The organism is Streptomyces sp. NPDC006743 (genome assembly GCF_040703815.1).
GTDB lineage: Bacteria > Actinomycetota > Actinomycetes > Streptomycetales > Streptomycetaceae > Streptomyces.
On record NZ_JBEYJA010000016.1, the window covers coordinates 14501 to 31667 of the forward strand.

Here is a 17167-nt window from a genome sequence, read left to right on the forward strand (position 1 = left end):
CCGTACGCCGCACCCCCCACCGCCCCACCGGCGCGCCGTACCTCCACCGCCCGTACCGGCGCGCGCCGGCCGCCTCAGACCTCCCGTTCCGGCCAGCCGAGGAGGCGGGCGCCGATCACCGCGGTCTGCAGCGTGTAGCGGTGCACGGGGTCGGCCGGGTCGGCGCCGGTCAGTTTGTGGATGCGTTCCAGCCGGTAGGTGAAGGCGCGGACGCTGAGGCTGAGGCGGCGCGCCGCCTCGGCGGCCGTGCAGCCCGCGTCGAAGTACGCGGTGAGGGTGTCCAGCAGGGGCTGGGCACCGCCGCGGGAGGCGCGGAGCGGGCCGAGCGTGTCGCGGACCAGGTCGGCCATGGCCTGCCGGTCGCGGGTGAGGACGGGGTAGACGAGGAGGTCCGCCGCCCGCAGCACCGGTTCCCGCAGTTCGAGGCGGTGGGCGAGGTCGAGGGCGTTGAGGGCCTCCTCGTAGGAGTGGACCACTCCCCCGGCGCCGGGGTGCGGACGTCCGATGGCGACCCTGCCGCCGTCCGTGGCCGCGTAGGCGTGCTTGGCGAAGAACGCCAGGACGTCGTCCTGGTCGCCCGGGGCGACGCAGACGATCCGGCCGTCCTTGGTGGTGAGCAGCACCCGGCGTTCACCGAACCGGGCCAGCAGCGAGGTCTCCACCTGCCGGGTGGCCGGGTGCGTGTCGTCGACGGGCTCGGTGCCCTGGGCGACCGCGACCGCGTGGGCGCGGGAGAAGAGCAGTCCGTAGCGTTCGGCGCGTTCCGCGAGCCGGCCGAGGTCGCTGCGGCCGTAGAGCAGGTCGTCGATGAACTCGCGGCGTGCCGCCTCCTCCTGGCGCATGGCGAGTTTCTGGGCGCGTTCATGGCCCTCGGCGAAGGCGTCCATGGCCTGTTCGACGGCGGCCAGGACCCGGTCCACGCCGGCGGCCTGCAAGGTGGCGGAGACCGCGCGGGTCTCGGCCAGGTGCCGGTGGACGAGCCGGCGCAGGCCGTGCCCGGCCTCCGCCGCCCGCTCGCCCTGGGCCCGCAGCAGCTCCAGTTCGTCGCGGGTGAGGCGGCGGCCGGTGACGCACACGTCGGCCAGGATCCGGGTGTAGTCCCTCAGATACGCGTCGGGCAGCTCTGGCCGTGTCACGGACCCCTCCCCAGCCTTGATCGGACAGCCTTGACCGGCAGCCTCGATCGGCCGCTGACGTTTTCTAACCCACGACGAACAGGAGTGCCAAACCCCGCCGCCGCCGCCTCCCGTGGCCGGGCCCGGCCCCTCCCGCCGCGCCCTCCCGCCCCGGTCGCGGGCCGCACGGACGCCGCCTGGCACCCCCTGAAGGGCGGGATCTCCGTCGGGTTAGCATATGAGCGCTGCCTAGCTCGAAAGAGAAACCTGTGACTGTCAACGACGACTCGTTCACCAACTGGAAGCACCGCGAGGAGATCGCGGAGTCGATGATCCCGATGATCGGGAAGCTGCACCGGGAGCGGGACGTGAACGTCCTGCTGCACAGCCGCTCCCTGGTGAACAAGTCGGTGGTGAGCATCCTCAAGACCCATCGGTTCGCCCGGCAGATCGCCGGCGAGGAGCTGTCGGTCACCGAGACGCTGCCCTTCCTCGAGGCCCTCACCGCGCTGGACCTCGGCCCCTCGCAGATCGACATCGGCATGCTGGCGGCGACGTACAAGGCCGACGACCGGGGCCTGTCCGTGGCCGAGTTCACGGCCGAGGCGGTCGCGGGCGCGACCGGCGCGGGCAAGGCCGAGCGCCGCGCGGGACGCGATGTCGTCCTCTACGGCTTCGGCCGCATCGGCCGCCTCGTCGCCCGGCTGCTCATCGAGAAGGCGGGCTCGGGCAACGGGCTCAGGCTGCGCGCGATCGTCGTCCGCGGCGGCGGTGAGCAGGACATCGTCAAGCGTGCCTCGCTGCTGCGCCGTGACTCCATCCACGGCCAGTTCCAGGGCACCATCACGGTCGACGACGCGAACAGCACGATCCTCGCCAACGGCAACGCGATCAAGGTGATCTACGCCGACGACCCCTCGTCGGTGGACTACACGGCGTACGGCATCAAGGACGCCATCCTCATCGACAACACGGGCAAGTGGCGCGACCGCGCGGGCCTGTCGAAGCACCTGCGTCCCGGGATCGAGAAGGTCGTCCTGACCGCGCCGGGCAAGGGCGACGTCCCCAACATCGTGCACGGCGTCAACCACGACACCCTCAAGCCGGACGAGCGGATCCTGTCCTGCGCCTCGTGCACGACGAACGCCATCGTCCCGCCGCTGAAGGCGATGGACGACGAGTTCGGCGTCCACAGCGGTCACGTGGAGACCGTCCACTCCTTCACCAACGACCAGAACCTGCTGGACAATTACCACAAGTCCGAGCGCCGCGGCCGCAGCGCGCCGCTCAACATGGTCATCACCGAGACCGGTGCCGCCTCCGCCGTGGCCAAGGCGCTGCCCGACCTGAAGGCGCGGATCACCGGCAGTTCGATCCGGGTGCCGGTGCCGGACGTCTCCATCGCGATCCTCAACCTGCGGCTGCGGCGCGAGACCAGCCGCGCGGAGGTCCTCGACCACCTCCGCGAGGTCTCCCTCACCTCCCCGCTCAGGCGGCAGATCGACTTCATCAGCGCGCCCGACGCGGTCTCCAGCGACTTCATCGGCTCGCGGCACGCCTCGATCCTCGACGCGGGCGCCACCAAGGTCGAGGGCGACAACGCCATCCTCTACCTGTGGTACGACAACGAGTTCGGCTACTCCTGCCAGGTCATCCGGGTCGTCCAGCACGTCTCCGGGGTCGAGTACCCGACCTTCCCGGCGCCCGCCCTCTGACCGGTGCCACCCGCTCCACCGGGCGGCCCGGCACCTCCTCGCACACCTGCTGGGGGTGCCGGGCCGTCCCGGTACCGGCGGTGGGCACCCGCCCGGCACGCGGCGCGGGCGGTGTGTGAGACTGCGGCCATGATCCGTGCCGCGACCCTCGCCGACGTGCCCGTCATCCACGCCCTGATCCGCGATCTGGCCGAGTACGAGAAGGCGCTCGACGAGGCGCGGGCCACGCCGGAGCAGCTCGCCGAGGCCCTGTTCGGGGAACGCCCCGCGGCCTATGCGCACGTCGCCGAGGACACGGACGGCGAGATCGTGGGCTTCGCGCTGTGGTTCCTCAACTTCTCCACCTGGCGCGGCGTGCACGGCATCTACCTGGAGGACCTGTACGTACGGCCGCAGGCCCGCGGCGGCGGGCACGGCAAGGCCCTGCTGACCGAACTGGCCCGCATCTGCGTCGCCCGCGGTTACGAGCGCCTGGAGTGGTCGGTCCTGAACTGGAACCGTCCGTCGATCGACTTCTACGAGTCCCTGGGCGCCCGGCCGCAGGACGAGTGGACGGTGTACCGGCTGACGGACGACGCGCTGGCCGCGCTGGGCCGGCCGCGGTAGCGGGCCCGCCGGCGCGGTCGTCCCGGGCGGCGCGACAGGGCGCCCGATGCGAAAATGTGCCCGTGGGGTCCTGCCCGTGGATGGGGATGACAGCATGGGCGTCAGCGGTGCCGACCGTGCCTTTCCGCGCGATCCGCTCGACATCACGTCCACGGCCGTGGCGGTCGTCGACGCCGAAGGGCTGATCGTCCGCTGGAGCCGCGGCGCCCAGGAACTGCTCGGCCGTCCGGCCGCCGAGGTGCTGGGGCGGTCCGCGGGGGGCCTGTTCGCGCGGGGCGACGCCGCCGCGGTGGTGTCCGGGCTGCGCCGGGTCCGCCGGGGCTGGCAGGGTGTGGTGCCCCTGCGCCACGGCGACGGCCACACCGTCCGGCTGGTCGTCCGGGTGTCCCCGCTGACCGCCCCGAACGGGGCGCCCGAGTGGCTCGTCGCCGGGTGGGACGCGGTGGACCTGCGCCGGCGGGAGCTGTACGCCACGGTGGCGCGCGGGCTGCTGGAGCAGTCGCCGTTCGGCGTCGCGGTCCTGGACACGGGGATGCGCTACCGGTGGGTCAACGCCGCGCTGGCCGCCATGGAGGAGGGCCCGCCGGCCCGGCCCGGGTGCCGCCCGGCGAAGGCCGCCCCCGGCCCCGCCCCCTCCACGGGCGCGGCTCCCACGGAGACACTCCCCGCCCACCCGGTGCCCACGGACCCGGCTCCAGCGACCACGGACCCACCGGACACAGCCCCCGTGAAGGCTGCCCTCCCGGACCCGGCGCGCCCGAACCCGCCCCCCGGGCGCGCGGCCCCCGCACGCGAGGACCCCCCACGCGCGAGCACCAGCACACCCCCCGCGGACACGGTCCCGGACACGGCACCCGCAGGCCCGTCCTCCCCCGGCACCACCCGCACGGACCCGGCCCAGCCGGACACGGCCCCCACGGACCCGGCCCCCACCGACACCGCCCGCACGGGCCCGGCTCCCCCGCCCACCGGTCCCGGGGACGGACACGGTGCCGCCCCCGGCGTACGCCTCCGCCCCCGCGCGGCCAAGGCGTCACCGGTGGTGAGCCGGCAGGCCCGGCAGGCCCTGCTCTCCGGCCGCTTCCGCATCACCCTGGAACCCGTGCCGGCCCGTCCCGGCGCACCGGGGCCGCCCCGGCCGGGCCGCGCCCGGCTGCGTGCCTTCTTCCCGCTGAAGGACGCCTCCGGCCGGACCCTCGGCATCTGTTACGCCGCGCTGGACCTCACCGGCCAGGACCCCTCGCGCCGGCGGCTCGCGCTGCTCAACGCCGCCGGTGAGCACATCGGGACCACGCTGGACCTCGACCGGACCGTACGGGAGCTGACGGAGGTCGTCGTCCCGCAGATCGCCGACTTCGTCACCGTGGACCTCCTCGACGTCGTCCGGGCGCGGCAGATGCCGGCCGCGTGGCCGGAGCGCGGTGCGGCCACGCTGCGCCGGTCGGCCCACCGGTCGGTCCAGGAGGACGAGCCGGACCGCGTCGTCGGGGTGGGCGACCCCACCCGGTACCCGGCCAGCTCGCCCCAGCGGCGGTGCCTGGCCACCGGCGAACCGGTACGGGTGGCCGCGGTCGGCCTCGCGACGTCCTGGGTCGCCGACGACCCCGCGCGCTGGCACCGGCTGATCCGGCTCGGCGTGCACACCCACCTGGTCGTGCCGCTGCGGGCGCGCGGCGTGACCATGGGCGTCGTCACGCTGATGCGGTGGAAGAACCCCGACCCCTTCGACGAGGACGACGTGCTCCTGGTGACGGAGCTGGTGGCGCGGGCCGCCGTGTGCGTCGACAACGCCCGGCGCTACGCCCAGGAGCACCGGGCGGCGCTCACCCTCCAGACCAGCCTGCTGCCGCCTGCCCTGCCCGCGCACAGCGCCGTCGAGGTGGCCCACCGGTATCTGCCCGCCGACGCGGAGTCGGGCGTGGGCGGTGACTGGTACGACGTGATCCCGCTCTCCGGTGCCAGGGTGGCGCTGGTGGTGGGCGACGTGGTCGGCCACGGGCTGCACGCCGCGGCCAGCATGGGCCGGCTGCGGGCCGCCGTCCAGACGCTGGCCGATCTGGACCTGGCCCCCGACGAACTGCTGGCGCGTCTCGACGACCTCGTCGTGCGGCTGTCCGACGAGGCGGAGGCCGCCGACGAGGGCCCTGCGGTGATCGGGGCGACCTGTGTGTACGCCGTGTACGACCCCATCGCCCGCAAGATCGCCGTGGCCCGGGCCGGCCATCCCAGTCCGGCGATCGCGCACCTGAACGAGCCGGTGGAGTTCCCGGACATCCCGGCGGGGCCGCCGCTCGGGCTGGGCGGGCTGCCGTTCGAGTACGCGGAGGTGCCGGTGGAGGAGGGCAGTGTCATCGCCCTCTACACGGACGGCCTGATCGAGGCGTCGGACCGGGACGTCGACGTGGGCATGGAGCGGCTGTGCTTCACGCTGGCCCATCCGGACCGGCCGCTGGAGGAGATCTGCGACGTCATGGTCCGCACGCTGCTGCCGGACCGCCCGCGCGACGACGTGGCGTTCCTGATCGCCCGGACCCATGTGCTCAGCTCCGACCGGGTGGCCTACTGGGAGGTGCCCCCGGACCCGGCCGCCGTGGGTGTGGCGCGCGGCGACGTGGCCGGGCAGCTGGCCCGCTGGGGCCTGGGCGAGGCGGCCTTCAGCACCGAGCTGATCGTCAGCGAGCTGCTCACCAACGCCATCCGGCACGCCTGCGGTCCGATCGGCCTGCGCCTGATCCACGAGCGGACGCTGATCTGTGAGATCTCCGACGGCGCCAGCACCTCGCCGCATCTGAAGCGGGCGCGCAGCACGGACGAGGGCGGGCGCGGCCTCTTCCTGGTCGCCCAGGTCGCCCAGCGCTGGGGTACCCGTTACTCGGGCTGCGGCAAGACGATCTGGGCGGAGCAGCAGCTGTCCCGCCCGGGCGGGTGACCGCACCGCCGCCGGGGCGGTGCGGTCACCCGCCGGCCGCGGCGGAGTGCGCCTGCCGCGGCCGGCGCGTTCAGCGTTCCTCGCGGAACAGGACGTGCCGGGCGGCCACCGGGTCGTACTTGCGCAGGACGAGCCGGTCGGGGTCGTTGAGGCGGTTCTTGCGGGTGACGTAGGTGACGCCGGTTCCGGCGGTGGACTTCAGCCGGACGACGGGGCGCACGGTGGTGCGTGCCATGGGTGGTGTTCCTCCTTTCGGCCGCATCCCCGGATTGATCCAGACATGCCAGCCGCGTGCGTCAACAGCGCGGGCACCGGCCGCATTCCCGGTCGGGCGGGGCACCAGAACCCGAGGGAAACCGACATACCGGTCGCCCGCCGGGTGAGCGCAGTGCTAGAACTGGGAGCATGATCGGACGTTCCCGCCGGTCCCGGTCGAAGGCGGCAGCGCCGCAGGGCGGCCGGCGGTCCGCTGATCCCTCCCGCCGCCCGGGACCGCGCCGCTCCCCCGGGCGGCGCGCGCCGGTGCCCTGGGGACCCGGCACACTGGCCGGACAGGTGCTGCTGCTCCAGGTCATCGTGGTCCTGGTGCTGGTCGCGGCGGCGGCCACCGCCCTGGTCCTGCAGGGGCGCTACGACGGTGAGAACGACGCCCGCAAGCGCTCCCTGGCCGCGGCCGAGGCCTTCGCGCACGCCCCCGGCACCGCCCTCGCCTTCAAGGCGCCGGACCCGACGAAACTGCTCCAGACTCCGGTCATGCAGGCGCAGGCGGGCGCCGGCATCGACTTCATCTCCGTGATCGACGTCCACGGGGTGCGGCTCGCCGACACACAGCCGCGCCTCATCGGCACCAAGGCCACCGACGTCAGCCGGGCCATCGCCGGGGAGACCTTCACCGACACCTTCCGCGGCAAGCCGGCCGACGCCGTGCGCGCCGTGGTGCCGGTGATGGACGCGAGCCGCCGGGTGGTGGGCGTGGTCACGGCCGGCATCCAGGTCGTGAACCTGGGGCACCTGCTGGACCAGCAGGTGCCCATGGTGCTGGGCTCGGCCGCGCTGGCCCTCGCGCTCGCCACGGCGGGCACCGCCCTGGTCAGCAGGCGGCTGCGCCGGCAGACGCACGGTCTCGGCCCGGCCGAGATGACCCGGATGTACGAGCACCACGACGCGGTGCTGCACGCCGTGCGCGAGGGCGTGCTCATCGTCGGCGCCGACGGCCGGCTCCTGCTGGCCAACGACGAGGCGCGCCGCCTGCTGGACCTGCCGGCGGACGCCGACCAGCGGCACGTGACACAGCTGGGGCTCGCCCCGGAGCTGACCCGGGTGCTGGTGGCGGGCGAGGTCGTCTCCGACGAGGTGTGCCCGGCCGGCGACCGGCTCCTGGCCGTCAACACCCGGCGCACCGCACCGTACGCGGACGCGCCGGGTCTGGTGGCCAGTTTCCGCGACACCACGGAACTGCGGGCCCTTTCGGGGCGCGCGGAGGTGGCGCGGGAGCGCCTGACCCTGCTGTACGAGGCGGGGGTGCGCATCGGCACGACGCTGGACGTGCGGCGCACCGCGGACGAACTGGCCCAGGTGGCGGTGGACCGGCTGGCGGACGTGGTCACCGTGGAACTCCTGGAGGCCGTGCTGCACGGCGAGGAGCCCACCGGTGCCATGCACCGGATGCGCCGCACGGCGCTGCGCGGATCGCGCAACCCCCTGCAGCCGGTGGGGGATCTGATCCGGTTCGTGGTGGCCGACACGCCGATGGTGGCGGCGCTTCGGCGGGGCAAGGCCGTACGGGTGCCGGATCTGCGGGCCGCCGAGGACTGGCGGGCCCAGGACCCGCAGGGCGCCCGCCAGGTGCTGGCCGCGGGCATCCACTCGCTGATCGCCGTGCCGCTGAGGGCACGCGGAGTGGTGCTGGGCATGGTCAACTTCTGGCGGGGCGCCGGCTCGCCGCGGTTCGAGGAGGAGGACGTCGCCGTCGCGGAGGAGCTGGGGGCCCGGGCGGCGGTCGCGATCGACAACGCCCGCAGGTACTCGCGCGAGCATGCGATGGCGGTCACCCTGCAGCGCAGTCTGCTGCCCCGGGACCTGCCGGAGCAGGACGCGCTGGAGGTGGCCTGGCGCTACCGGCCGGCGCAGTCGGGGGTGGGCGGCGACTGGTTCGACGTCATACCCCTGCCGGGGTTCCGGACGGCGCTCGTGGTCGGCGACGTGGTGGGCCACGGGCTGCACGCGGCGGTGACCATGGGGCGGCTGCGGACGGCGGTGCTCAACTTCTCCTCGCTCGACCTGCCTCCGGACGAACTGCTCGGCCACCTCGACGAGATGGTGGCCCGGCTCGACACCCCGGCGGAGGGGGCGGGCGGCGAGGGTTCCCTGGTCACCGGGGCCACCTGCCTGTACGTGATCTACGATCCGGTCGGCGGGCACTGCACCTTCTCGCGCGCCGGTCATGTCACGCCGGCCGTGGTGGACCCCGTGGGCCGGGTGGTCTTCCCCGACCTGCCGCTGTCGCCGCCCCTGGGGGTGGGCGGCCACCCGTTCGAGACGGGCGAGCTGGTCCTGCCGGAGGGCAGCCGCCTCGTCCTGTTCACCGACGGCCTGGTCGAGGACCGGCGGCGCGACATCGACGAGGGGCTGGCGATGCTCGCCACGGCGGTCGCCCACCCGGACCAGACACCGGAGGACACCTGCCGGGCCCTGATGGAGACCATGCTGCCGGAGCACCCGAGCGACGACGTGGCCCTGCTGGTGGCCCGCACCCGGCTGCTCGACCCGTCCCGGGTCGCGGTGTGGGACGTGCCGTTCGACGTCAGCGCGGTCTCCCGGGTGCGGACCCGGGTGAGCCGGCGGCTGTCGGAGTGGGAGCTGGAGGAGTCCGCCTTCGCCACCGAGCTGATCCTCAGTGAGCTGCTCACCAACGCGATCCGCTACGGCGCTCCCCCGGTGCGGGTCAGGATCCTGCTGGGCTCCACCCTGGTCTGCGAGGTGTCGGACGGCAGCAACACCTCTCCGCGGCTGCGCCGCGCGGCCACGACCGACGAGGGGGGCCGGGGCCTGTTCCTGGTCTCGCAGTTCGCGGACCGGTGGGGCACGCGCTACGTGGCGAACGGCAAGGTGATCTGGGCGGAGCAGAGCCTCGGCGGCGCCCGGCAGCCGGACGCGTCCATGCTGCTGGACCAGATGGCCTGGTGAGGGCGGGGCCCTGCGGGCGGGACGGGGTCCTCAGAGCGGCACCGGCTGACGCGCGGTGACCCCGGCGGCGCGCTATTAGACGCCGAGTCAAGTTACTGAACCGTAACCTGTCGCCCGCTACCGGCGGTAACAGCGGGTGGGTACGGTCACGTTCACTGTTCTCCGCCCGCGTGCCCGGCCTCACCCCAGGAGGTTCCCCATGCCCGCGTCCAGACGGCTGCTCGCCGTGGCCCTCGCCGCCGCCTCGTGCCTCGGCGTCCAGGCGCTTCCGGCCGCCGCGGCCACCGGCTCCGCCCCCGTGGTCTCCCGCGGCGTCACGATCCCCGAGTTCTACGACCCGCCCGCCCAGCTGCCCGCCGCCGACGGCACCCTCGTCCGCAGCGAACCGCTGCCGCTCGCCCTGAGCCTGCCCAGCCTGCACGGCCCGCTGCCGGGCCGGGCCACCCGCCTGATGTACAAGTCGACCGACGCGAACGGCGCGCCCGTCGCCGTGACCGGTGCCTACATCGAGCCCACGGCACGCTGGACGGGCGCCGGGGCGCGCCCGCTGGTCGTCGTCGCGCCGGGCACGATGGGCCAGGGCGACCAGTGCGCGGCCTCGCTCGGCCTGGAACACCCCCTGTCCCTCAACGGCCAGACCGTGTCGGTCGGCTACGAGGACCTGTCCGTCTACCGGCTGCTCGCCCAGGGCACCGCGGTCGTCGTCACCGACTACGTCGGCCTGGGCGCCACGGACCGGCTGCACACCTACGTCAACCGCGTCGACGGCGCCCACGCCGTCCTCGACGCCGCCCGCGCCGCCCGCACCGTCCATGGGGCCTCGGTCACCGCCGCCTCACGCGTGGGGCTCTTCGGTTACAGCCAGGGCGGCGGAGCGACCGCGGCCGCCGCCGAACTGCAGCCCTCCTACGCCCCCGACGTCCCGCTCGCCGGCACCTACGCCGGCGCACCGCCCGCCGACCTGACCGAGGTCACCGAGGGCATCGACGGCAGTGAACTGGCCGGCGCCCTCGGCTGGTCGCTCAACGGCTTCCTGCAGACCGACCCGGAGCTGCGCCCGATCGCCGAGGCCCACCTCAACGCCGCCGGGAAGGCCGCCCTGGCCGATCTGTCGACCATGTGCGTGGGCGACGCGATCCTGCGCTACGGCTACGCCAGGAGCAGCAAGTGGACCACCGACGGGCAGTCCCTGAGCGACATCATCGGCGCCGATCCCACGCTCAAGGCCTTCCTCGACACCCAGCGCATCGGCAGGCTGAAGCCGGCCGGGCCGGTGCGGGTGGCCACCGGCGTCAGCGACGACCTCGTGCCGCACGGCCAGGCACGGCAGCTCGCCGTCGACTGGTGCCGCAAGGGCGCCGACGTCAGCTACGCGCCGGTCGTCCTGCCGGACGTCGTCAGCCCCCTGCTCAACCACTTCGGGCCGCTGCTCGCCGACCAGGGCACCGCGGTCTCCTGGCTCACCGACCGCCTGTCCGGCAAGCCGGCCCCGTCCAACTGCCTCACGCTGCCCGTACAGCCCTGACCGGCCCCGCACTCGCGACGGGCCGGGCCGCCCCGTCGTCTCGACGGGGCGGCCCGGCCCGTGCGGGCACCGCGCGCGGGTCACAGGGCGCCGCGGCTCCTGCGGCGCCAGGTGAGGTACGTGCCCGTGGCACCGGCCGCCAGCAGCGCGCCCGCGCCGACGCCCACCGCCAGCACCGTGGAGGAGGGGCCGGTGTCGGTGGTCGCGGCCGCGCTCTCGAAGGCCGGGCCGGGGGTGATGGACGTCTTCACGGGCGCCACGGAGCGGATCGGTCCGACCGACCTGACCGAGCCGTCGCGGTTCAGCAGCACCTGTTTGCGGTTGGGGTGACGGAAGTCGAACATGCCGGTCAGCGGGCCCGCGGTCGCGTCGAAGGAGTGGTCACCGATGCGCCCGGTGTGCCAGTTGTCCTCGATGAAGCGGATGATCGACGCCTGGTCGGTCTGGGTGTGGTCGACCTTGTTGACCGTGCTGTACGGGGAGATGACCAGCAGCGGCTGGCGCGTGCCGGGGCCGCACCGGTCCTGGTAGCCGCCGGCCGCCTTGGGGCCGGCCTGGCAGGCGGGGCTGTCGGTGGCCTTGCCGTTGGAGCCGACCGAGGTGTCCGTCGAGCCGTTGCGCACCTGGGCGTAGGCGTGGTCGTACCAGCCGTCGGAGTCGTCGTAGGCGATGACGATCGCGGTGGACTTCCACTGCGGCGAACTCTGGACGGCGTTGATCTGGTCGACCAGGAAGTGCTGTTCGTCGATGGGGTCCGAGTACCCGGCGTGGCCGTCCTGGTAGGAGGGGGCCTTGACGAAGCTGACGGCCGGGAGCCTGCCCGCCTTCAGCGCGGCGGAGAAGTCGGTCAGGTCGTAGTTGTGGTTGGCGCGCCCGTCGTGGCCGATCTCGGCGACGTCCCTGGGCGGCAGGTGGTGCGGGTTGGCCGTCGACCTGTAGTACGCGAACGGGTTGTGGTGCGGGCTGTAGTCGACGACCTGGGCGCCGCCGACGTTGGCGTGCGCCGTCTCGCACCTGGCGTACTCGCCCTGCTCGCCGCTCCACGCGGTGGTGGGCCGGAAGCCGCCCTGGAACCAGCCCCAGCTGACGTGCCGCCGGTTGAGGAGGTCGCCGATGTTGCGGCCCTTCATCACCGCGAGCGCGTTGCGGCTGGTGTGGTTCTTGCCGGAGCAGTCGTCGAAGGCGGGGTCCGGGTCGTTGATCATCGTGCCGACGCCGTTCGCGTCGGGCGACTTGACGGTGTACGGGTCGGGCGTGGACGTCTGCTTCGGGTTCTCGGTGCCGGAGGCCGGGTCGACGGAGATGATGCCGTGCGTCTGGCCGGAGACCAGGTTGATGGCGCCGGGTGTGGAGGGGCCGTAGTTCGAGCCGAAGGAGCGGTCGCTCAGGGCGTAGTGCTGGGCGTAGTTCCACATGGCGGTGACGGTGTTGCCGTCGTAGTAGTCCATGACCAGGCCCGGCTCGCCGAACAGGCCGCCGCTGCACTTGCCGACCTCGGTGTTCTGCACGAACTGGTCGGCCCTGCCGCCGTTGTAGGCGTACTGCTCGGGCCCGTAGGAGTGGTTCTGGTCGCAGGTCACGGCCTGCTGCGGGGTGAGCCGCTTGGGGGCGTACTGGTTGGGGTTGTTCTCCAGCAGCCCGGCGTGCGCCAGGGTGTCGATGTCCTTCGGGGTCTTCCTCGACGCGGTGAACTTCGTGCCGTCGGTGTTGGCGGCCTTCGGGTAGGTGGCGAAGTAGTGGTCGAAGGAGATGTTCTCGTCGAAGAGGACGACGACGTGCTCGATGGGGGTCGCGGTCGCTCCGGGCCCGCCGTGCCCGCCGTGCCCGGCGGCCCAGCCGGGGGCGGCCGCGCCCAGGACGGTGAGCGCCGCGGCGCCGGCCAGCGCCCCCAGCCTCCGCGTCGTTGCTCGTCTTCCCCTGCTGGCCATGTGGGTCCACCTTCCGGGCAGGATCGTGCTGCGGTCTACGGGCCGGGACGCGCCGCCGGCCCGGCGGAGGGGCCATGATGACGCCCGGATGAACACCGGGTCAGGCAATCCGAGTCAATTCTTGACCGTGTATTGACCGAACGGGGGAGCAAATCACGCCTAATCGATCAGGGATCAGCTCAGGAGTGCACGTCCGTACCAGTCCTGCGCGTCACGGACGCCGGGCAGGGCGAAGAAGTACCCGCCGCCGAACGGCTTGATGTAGTCGGTGAGCGGCTCGCCCTCCAGGCGCTTCTGCACGGTCTCGAACTGGCGGGCGAGGTCCTGCTGGTAGCAGCAGAAGAGCAGGCCCATGTCGAGGTTGCCGTTGGTGTCCATGCCGCGGTCGTAGTTGTAGGCGCGGCGCAGGATGCGCTGGTCCTCGGTGGCGGCCGTGCGCGGGTTGGCGCGGCGGATGTGCGCGTCCAGCGGGATGACGTCGCCCTTGGGGTCGTCGGCGTAGTGCGGTGTGTCGTGCTCGAGGTCGCCGTCCAGGGGCGCGCCGGACTCCCGGGCCCGGCCGAACATGCGCTCCTGCTCGGTGAGGGAGACCCGGTCCCAGAACTCCACCAGCATCCGGATCAGCCGGACCACCTGGTAACTGCCTCCGGTCGCCCAGGCCGGTTCACCGCCGCCCCTGCCCACCCAGACCAGGCGGTCCATCTCCCGGACGTCACCCGCGTCCGGGTTGGCCGTGCCGTCCTTGAAGCCCATCAGGTTGCGCGGGGTGCCGGCCGGGCGGGGCGGTGAGGAGAAGCCGTCCAGCCGCCAGCGCACCTGGAGGCCGCCGCGGGTGTGCCGGGCGATGTCCCGCAGCGCGTGCAGGACGGTGTCCGGGTCGTCGGCGTGCAGGTGCAGGCTGAGGTCGCCGTGGCACCAGTCGGGTCTGAGGTCGTCGTCGGGGAAGGACGGCATGGCCGTGAGCCGGCGGGGGCGCAGGGCGCTCAGGCCGAAACGGTCGTCGAAGAGCGCGGCACCGACGCCGACGGTCACGCCCAGCGCACCGGAGGGCAGCCGGCCGCCCAGGATCCCGGAGTCGGCGGGCGGCCCGGTGATGCCGGCCGGCTCGGGCGTACCGCCACAGGCCAGGAAGCGGGCGCGGCCGGTCAGGGTGCGCAGGAGGTCGGTCAGCTCCCCGCGGCCGGCGGCGGTGACGTCGAAGGCCACGAAGACGGTGGTGCGGCGGGGGGCGGCGAGCACCGACTGCTGGTGCGGGCCGTGGAAGGGGACGACGGCGGGCAACGCGGGCCCGGCCGGCCCGGCGGCGAGGTCCGCGCCGGTGCCGGACGCCGCCGCGCCCCCGGAGGCGAGTCCGGCGCCGGCCAGGGCCGCTCCCCGCAAAAACCGCCGCCGGGCCACACCGCCCCGGGCGGCCGCAGGCCCGGCCGGCACCGCGGGACCGCGGCCGGCCGCCTCGCGAGCCGGTGCGGCCCTCCCGTCCCTGTCCCGCTCGTCCTCGCCCCGTCTCTCGGACACCACCCGTGCCTCCTCGCTCCCGTCCCGTCCCCGCGCCTGCTCCGCCCGCCCCCGTGGCACCCGCTCGCCTCCCGGGTGTCCGGCCGGGCTCACGACGTCCTCCGGGGGTCGCAGAGTGTGGCCACGGAGGCCAGCCGCTCCACCAGGTCACCCAGCACGGCGTCGGTCCGCTCCCGCTGCGTGCGGCTCAGCCGGTCCAGAGGCGTCCACCGCTCCCCGTGCCGCAGGCCGTCGAGGAGGGTCCGGGCGCGTTCCGTCACGCGGTCCAGCTCCGGCAGAGCGGCGTAGCGGGTGGCGAGCAGCGGGCGCAGCCGGGACAGGACGGCGCGGGTGCCGTCGAGGTTGGCGCGGGCGGTGGCGAGGCTGGTGCCGCTGCCGTAGTCGGTGCGGCCGGTCAGCTCGAACTGGACGGTGTTCTCCAGGATCTCGTGCGCCCGCAGGCCGAGCTGGGCGGGGTCCATGCGGGCCTGGGACCAGGTGTCGCGCAGCGCGGTGAGCGCCCGTACCAGGGCAGCCGCCGGGGCCCGCAGGGTCCGCGCGCGCTCGCCGTGCCACAGCCCGTACTCGATCCGGTGGAAGCCGGTGAAGGACGGGTCGTGGACGCCGCCGGGCAGTCCGGCGTCGGTGCCGTTGATCCGGGCGTCGGCGTCGCCGAAGGCGTCGTAGGCCGCTCCGAGCCGCTCGTACTGCAGGTGCGCCGGCAGCCAGGCCGTACGGGCCCCGCCGAGGTCGCCGCCGTCGATGGCGTCCCGCAGCCGGCCGGTCAGCCGCACCGCTTCGTCCAGCCCGCCCGCCACCCACTTCTGGTAGTCGATCGCCGGGGGGATCAGGTCGTGCTGGGTGACCGCCGCCGCGGCCGGGCCGCGGGCCCCGCGGCCGACCCGGACCGTCGGTCCGGTCACCGCGTCGGCGTCCTCGGGCACGCACCGGAACACGTACGCGCCCTTGCCGACGCGGACGGTCAGGGGCCGGGTGGTGCCGGGGCCGATGCCCTCGACCTCCCCGTACACGGCGTGGGTGCCCGGATCCTCCAGGTAGACCTCGACGGCCCGGTCGGAGACGTTGTGGAGGTCGAAGACGCGCAGGCCGGGCACCGGCTCGTCCCAGCCCCGTCCGCAGCGGCCGGCCGACACCTCGACGGCGGTGTGCGCCACCGTGCCGGCCGCGGCGCCCGTGCGGCCGGACGCCCGAGTGAACGCCAGCACCCCGGCGACCCCGAGCACCAGTGCCAGCAGCAGCGCCGTCCCGATCGCGGCGACCGGCCTGAGCCGTCGTACGCCCGAGCCGGGCACCCGCATTCCGGTCCTCCCCAGGTCGAACCCCGCGTGATCGCGTCCGGGACCGCATCATGCCGGACGACGGCCACCACCCTGGCAGACGGCCGGGAAAACCGGTACCCGCGGGTTTCCCGAGGTGCGCGGGCGTGTCGCCGCGGTGCACTGTGGAGGCGTGAGTGCCGGGCGAGGAGGCTTCAGCGGTCGCGGGCAGCCGGGGCAGCCGGGACATGTGCTGCTGCTCGTCGCGGCCGTGCTCGTCCTCCTCATCACCGTGTCCGACATCGTGACCCCCACCGACATCCACCTCGGGCCGCTCCTGGTGATCGCTCCCGCGATCACCGCGTGGGCCGAGGGGCCGTGGACGACGGGGTGCGTGGGGGCGCTGTCGGTGGCGGCGCAGGCGTTCATCGGCTGGCACACCCACACGCTCCTGTCGCGGAACGTGATCGTGCAGGTGATCTCGCTGGTGGTGCTGTCCGCGCTGATCGTGGCGCTGTCCGTGGTCCGCGACCGGCGCCGCCGCGAACTGGCGCAGGTCCGTTCGGTCGCCGAGGCCGCGCAGCGCGTCCTGCTGTGGCCGCTCCCGGACCGGCTGGGGTCCTTGGAACTGGCCTGCCTGTACCTGGCCGCGGAGGACGAGGCGTCGATCGGGGGCGATCTGTACGCCGCCGCCCGGACCGGGCGGGGCGCCCGGCTGCTCATCGGTGACGTGCGCGGCAAGGGCCTGCCCGCGGTCGGGGAGGCGGCCCTGGTGCTCGGAGCGTTCCGTGAGGCCGCCCACCACGACACCGCCCTCCCCTCGCTCGCCGCGTCCCTGGAGCGCAGCGTCATCCGGTACCTCACCGACTTCGAACCGGAGGAGGAGTCCGGGGAACGCTTCGTGACCGCGCTGCTGCTGGAGGTCCCCGACGACGAACCGGTCGTGCGGATGACCAGTTGCGGCCATGTGGCGCCGCTGCTGCTCGGGCGGGACGAGGGGCACGTCGGCGTCGCGGACCTCGATCCCGCTCCCCCGCTCGGGGTCGGGCTGACCGACGCCGACGGCTCCACCGTCGACGAGCTGCCCTTCGGTGCCGGCGACACCCTGCTGCTGTACACCGACGGCGTCATCGAGGCGCGCGACCGCAACGGCGTCTTCTACCCGCTGGCGGAACGCACCTCGCGGTGGGCCGGCTGCGCCCCCGGCGTGCTGCTCGACCACCTCCGGCGCGATCTGCTCGCGCACACCGGCGGGCGCCTCGGTGACGACGTCGCCCTGGTGGCGGTCCGCCGGGTGCCGTCCGCGCCTGCCGGCTCCCGCGTCGCCCGCGCCCTGCGCGGCGCCTGCCCGGACGGCGCACCCGCCGCACGCGCCTGACCCCGGCGGACCGG

Annotated in this window: 11 protein-coding genes; 6 read left to right on the forward strand and 5 right to left on the reverse strand. The window is 74.1% G+C overall.

Features of this window, described 5'->3' with window-relative positions:
- Positions 1–74 precede the first annotated feature (74 nt).
- Entirely contained in the window at positions 75–1136 is a 1062-nt protein-coding gene (locus tag ABZ719_RS16025) for a helix-turn-helix domain-containing protein (protein ID WP_366725782.1), read from the reverse strand.
- A 248-nt stretch (positions 1137–1384) separates the two neighbouring features.
- On the opposite strand from ABZ719_RS16025, the gene ABZ719_RS16030 reads away from it, so the two are divergent.
- The 3 genes from ABZ719_RS16030 to ABZ719_RS16040 all read left to right on the forward strand — a co-directional run bounded on the left by ABZ719_RS16030 (position 1385) and on the right by ABZ719_RS16040 (position 6365).
- A complete protein-coding gene (locus ABZ719_RS16030) occupies positions 1385–2830 on the forward strand; it encodes a glyceraldehyde-3-phosphate dehydrogenase (RefSeq protein ID WP_366725783.1) in 1446 nt (481 codons plus the stop codon).
- A gap of 129 nt (positions 2831–2959) precedes the next feature.
- Positions 2960–3436 (forward strand): GNAT family N-acetyltransferase, encoded by a 477-nt coding sequence (locus ABZ719_RS16035; RefSeq protein ID WP_366725784.1) that lies wholly within the window; start codon positions 2960–2962, stop codon positions 3434–3436.
- 94 nt (positions 3437–3530) lie between these two features.
- The gene (locus tag ABZ719_RS16040; RefSeq protein ID WP_366725785.1) at positions 3531–6365 is read left to right on the forward strand and encodes a SpoIIE family protein phosphatase; all 2835 of its coding nucleotides are present in this window, start codon (positions 3531–3533) and stop codon (positions 6363–6365) included.
- Positions 6366–6435: 70 nt separating this feature from the next.
- Here ABZ719_RS16040 and rpmG read toward each other — a convergent pair whose 3' ends face one another.
- Complete coding sequence (gene rpmG / locus ABZ719_RS16045; protein WP_037855128.1) at positions 6436–6600, reverse strand: 50S ribosomal protein L33; 165 nt, start codon at positions 6598–6600, stop codon at positions 6436–6438.
- Between the two features lie 170 nt (positions 6601–6770).
- Here rpmG and ABZ719_RS16050 point away from each other — a divergent pair, with 170 nt between their 5' ends.
- Positions 6771–9551 carry a SpoIIE family protein phosphatase gene (locus tag ABZ719_RS16050; RefSeq protein ID WP_366725786.1) on the forward strand — a complete coding sequence of 927 codons (2781 nt, stop codon included), beginning with the start codon at positions 6771–6773 and terminating at the stop codon, positions 9549–9551.
- Between the two features lie 199 nt (positions 9552–9750).
- A complete protein-coding gene (locus tag ABZ719_RS16055) occupies positions 9751–11076 on the forward strand; it encodes a lipase family protein (protein ID WP_366725787.1) in 1326 nt (441 codons plus the stop codon).
- Between the two features lie 80 nt (positions 11077–11156).
- Here the strand turns inward: ABZ719_RS16055 and ABZ719_RS16060 are convergent, their stop codons facing one another.
- The 3 genes from ABZ719_RS16060 to ABZ719_RS16070 all read right to left on the reverse strand — a co-directional run bounded on the left by ABZ719_RS16060 (position 11157) and on the right by ABZ719_RS16070 (position 15817).
- Positions 11157–13004: an alkaline phosphatase family protein gene (locus ABZ719_RS16060; RefSeq protein ID WP_366725788.1), complete on the reverse strand. Its 1848-nt coding sequence runs from the start codon at positions 13002–13004 to the stop codon at positions 11157–11159.
- Positions 13005–13178: 174 nt separating this feature from the next.
- A complete protein-coding gene (efeB, locus tag ABZ719_RS16065) occupies positions 13179–14402 on the reverse strand; it encodes an iron uptake transporter deferrochelatase/peroxidase subunit (protein WP_366725891.1) in 1224 nt (407 codons plus the stop codon).
- 206 nt (positions 14403–14608) lie between these two features.
- Complete coding sequence (locus tag ABZ719_RS16070; RefSeq protein WP_366725789.1) at positions 14609–15817, reverse strand: EfeM/EfeO family lipoprotein; 1209 nt, start codon at positions 15815–15817, stop codon at positions 14609–14611.
- A gap of 151 nt (positions 15818–15968) precedes the next feature.
- Here ABZ719_RS16070 and ABZ719_RS16075 point away from each other — a divergent pair, with 151 nt between their 5' ends.
- The gene (locus ABZ719_RS16075; protein WP_366725790.1) at positions 15969–17153 is read left to right on the forward strand and encodes a PP2C family protein-serine/threonine phosphatase; all 1185 of its coding nucleotides are present in this window, start codon (positions 15969–15971) and stop codon (positions 17151–17153) included.
- Positions 17154–17167 lie beyond the last annotated feature (14 nt).

Coding starts and splice junctions, on each gene's coding strand:
- ABZ719_RS16060 (WP_366725788.1), bottom strand. CDS start 13,004: ATGGCCAGCAGGGGAAGACGAGCAACGACGCGGAGGCTGGGGGCGCTG.
- ABZ719_RS16070 (WP_366725789.1), bottom strand. CDS start 15,817: ATGCGGGTGCCCGGCTCGGGCGTACGACGGCTCAGGCCGGTCGCCGCG.
- ABZ719_RS16055 (WP_366725787.1), top strand. CDS start 9,751: ATGCCCGCGTCCAGACGGCTGCTCGCCGTGGCCCTCGCCGCCGCCTCG.
- ABZ719_RS16035 (WP_366725784.1), top strand. CDS start 2,960: ATGATCCGTGCCGCGACCCTCGCCGACGTGCCCGTCATCCACGCCCTG.
- rpmG (WP_037855128.1), bottom strand. CDS start 6,600: ATGGCACGCACCACCGTGCGCCCCGTCGTCCGGCTGAAGTCCACCGCC.
- ABZ719_RS16040 (WP_366725785.1), top strand. CDS start 3,531: ATGGGCGTCAGCGGTGCCGACCGTGCCTTTCCGCGCGATCCGCTCGAC.
- ABZ719_RS16050 (WP_366725786.1), top strand. CDS start 6,771: ATGATCGGACGTTCCCGCCGGTCCCGGTCGAAGGCGGCAGCGCCGCAG.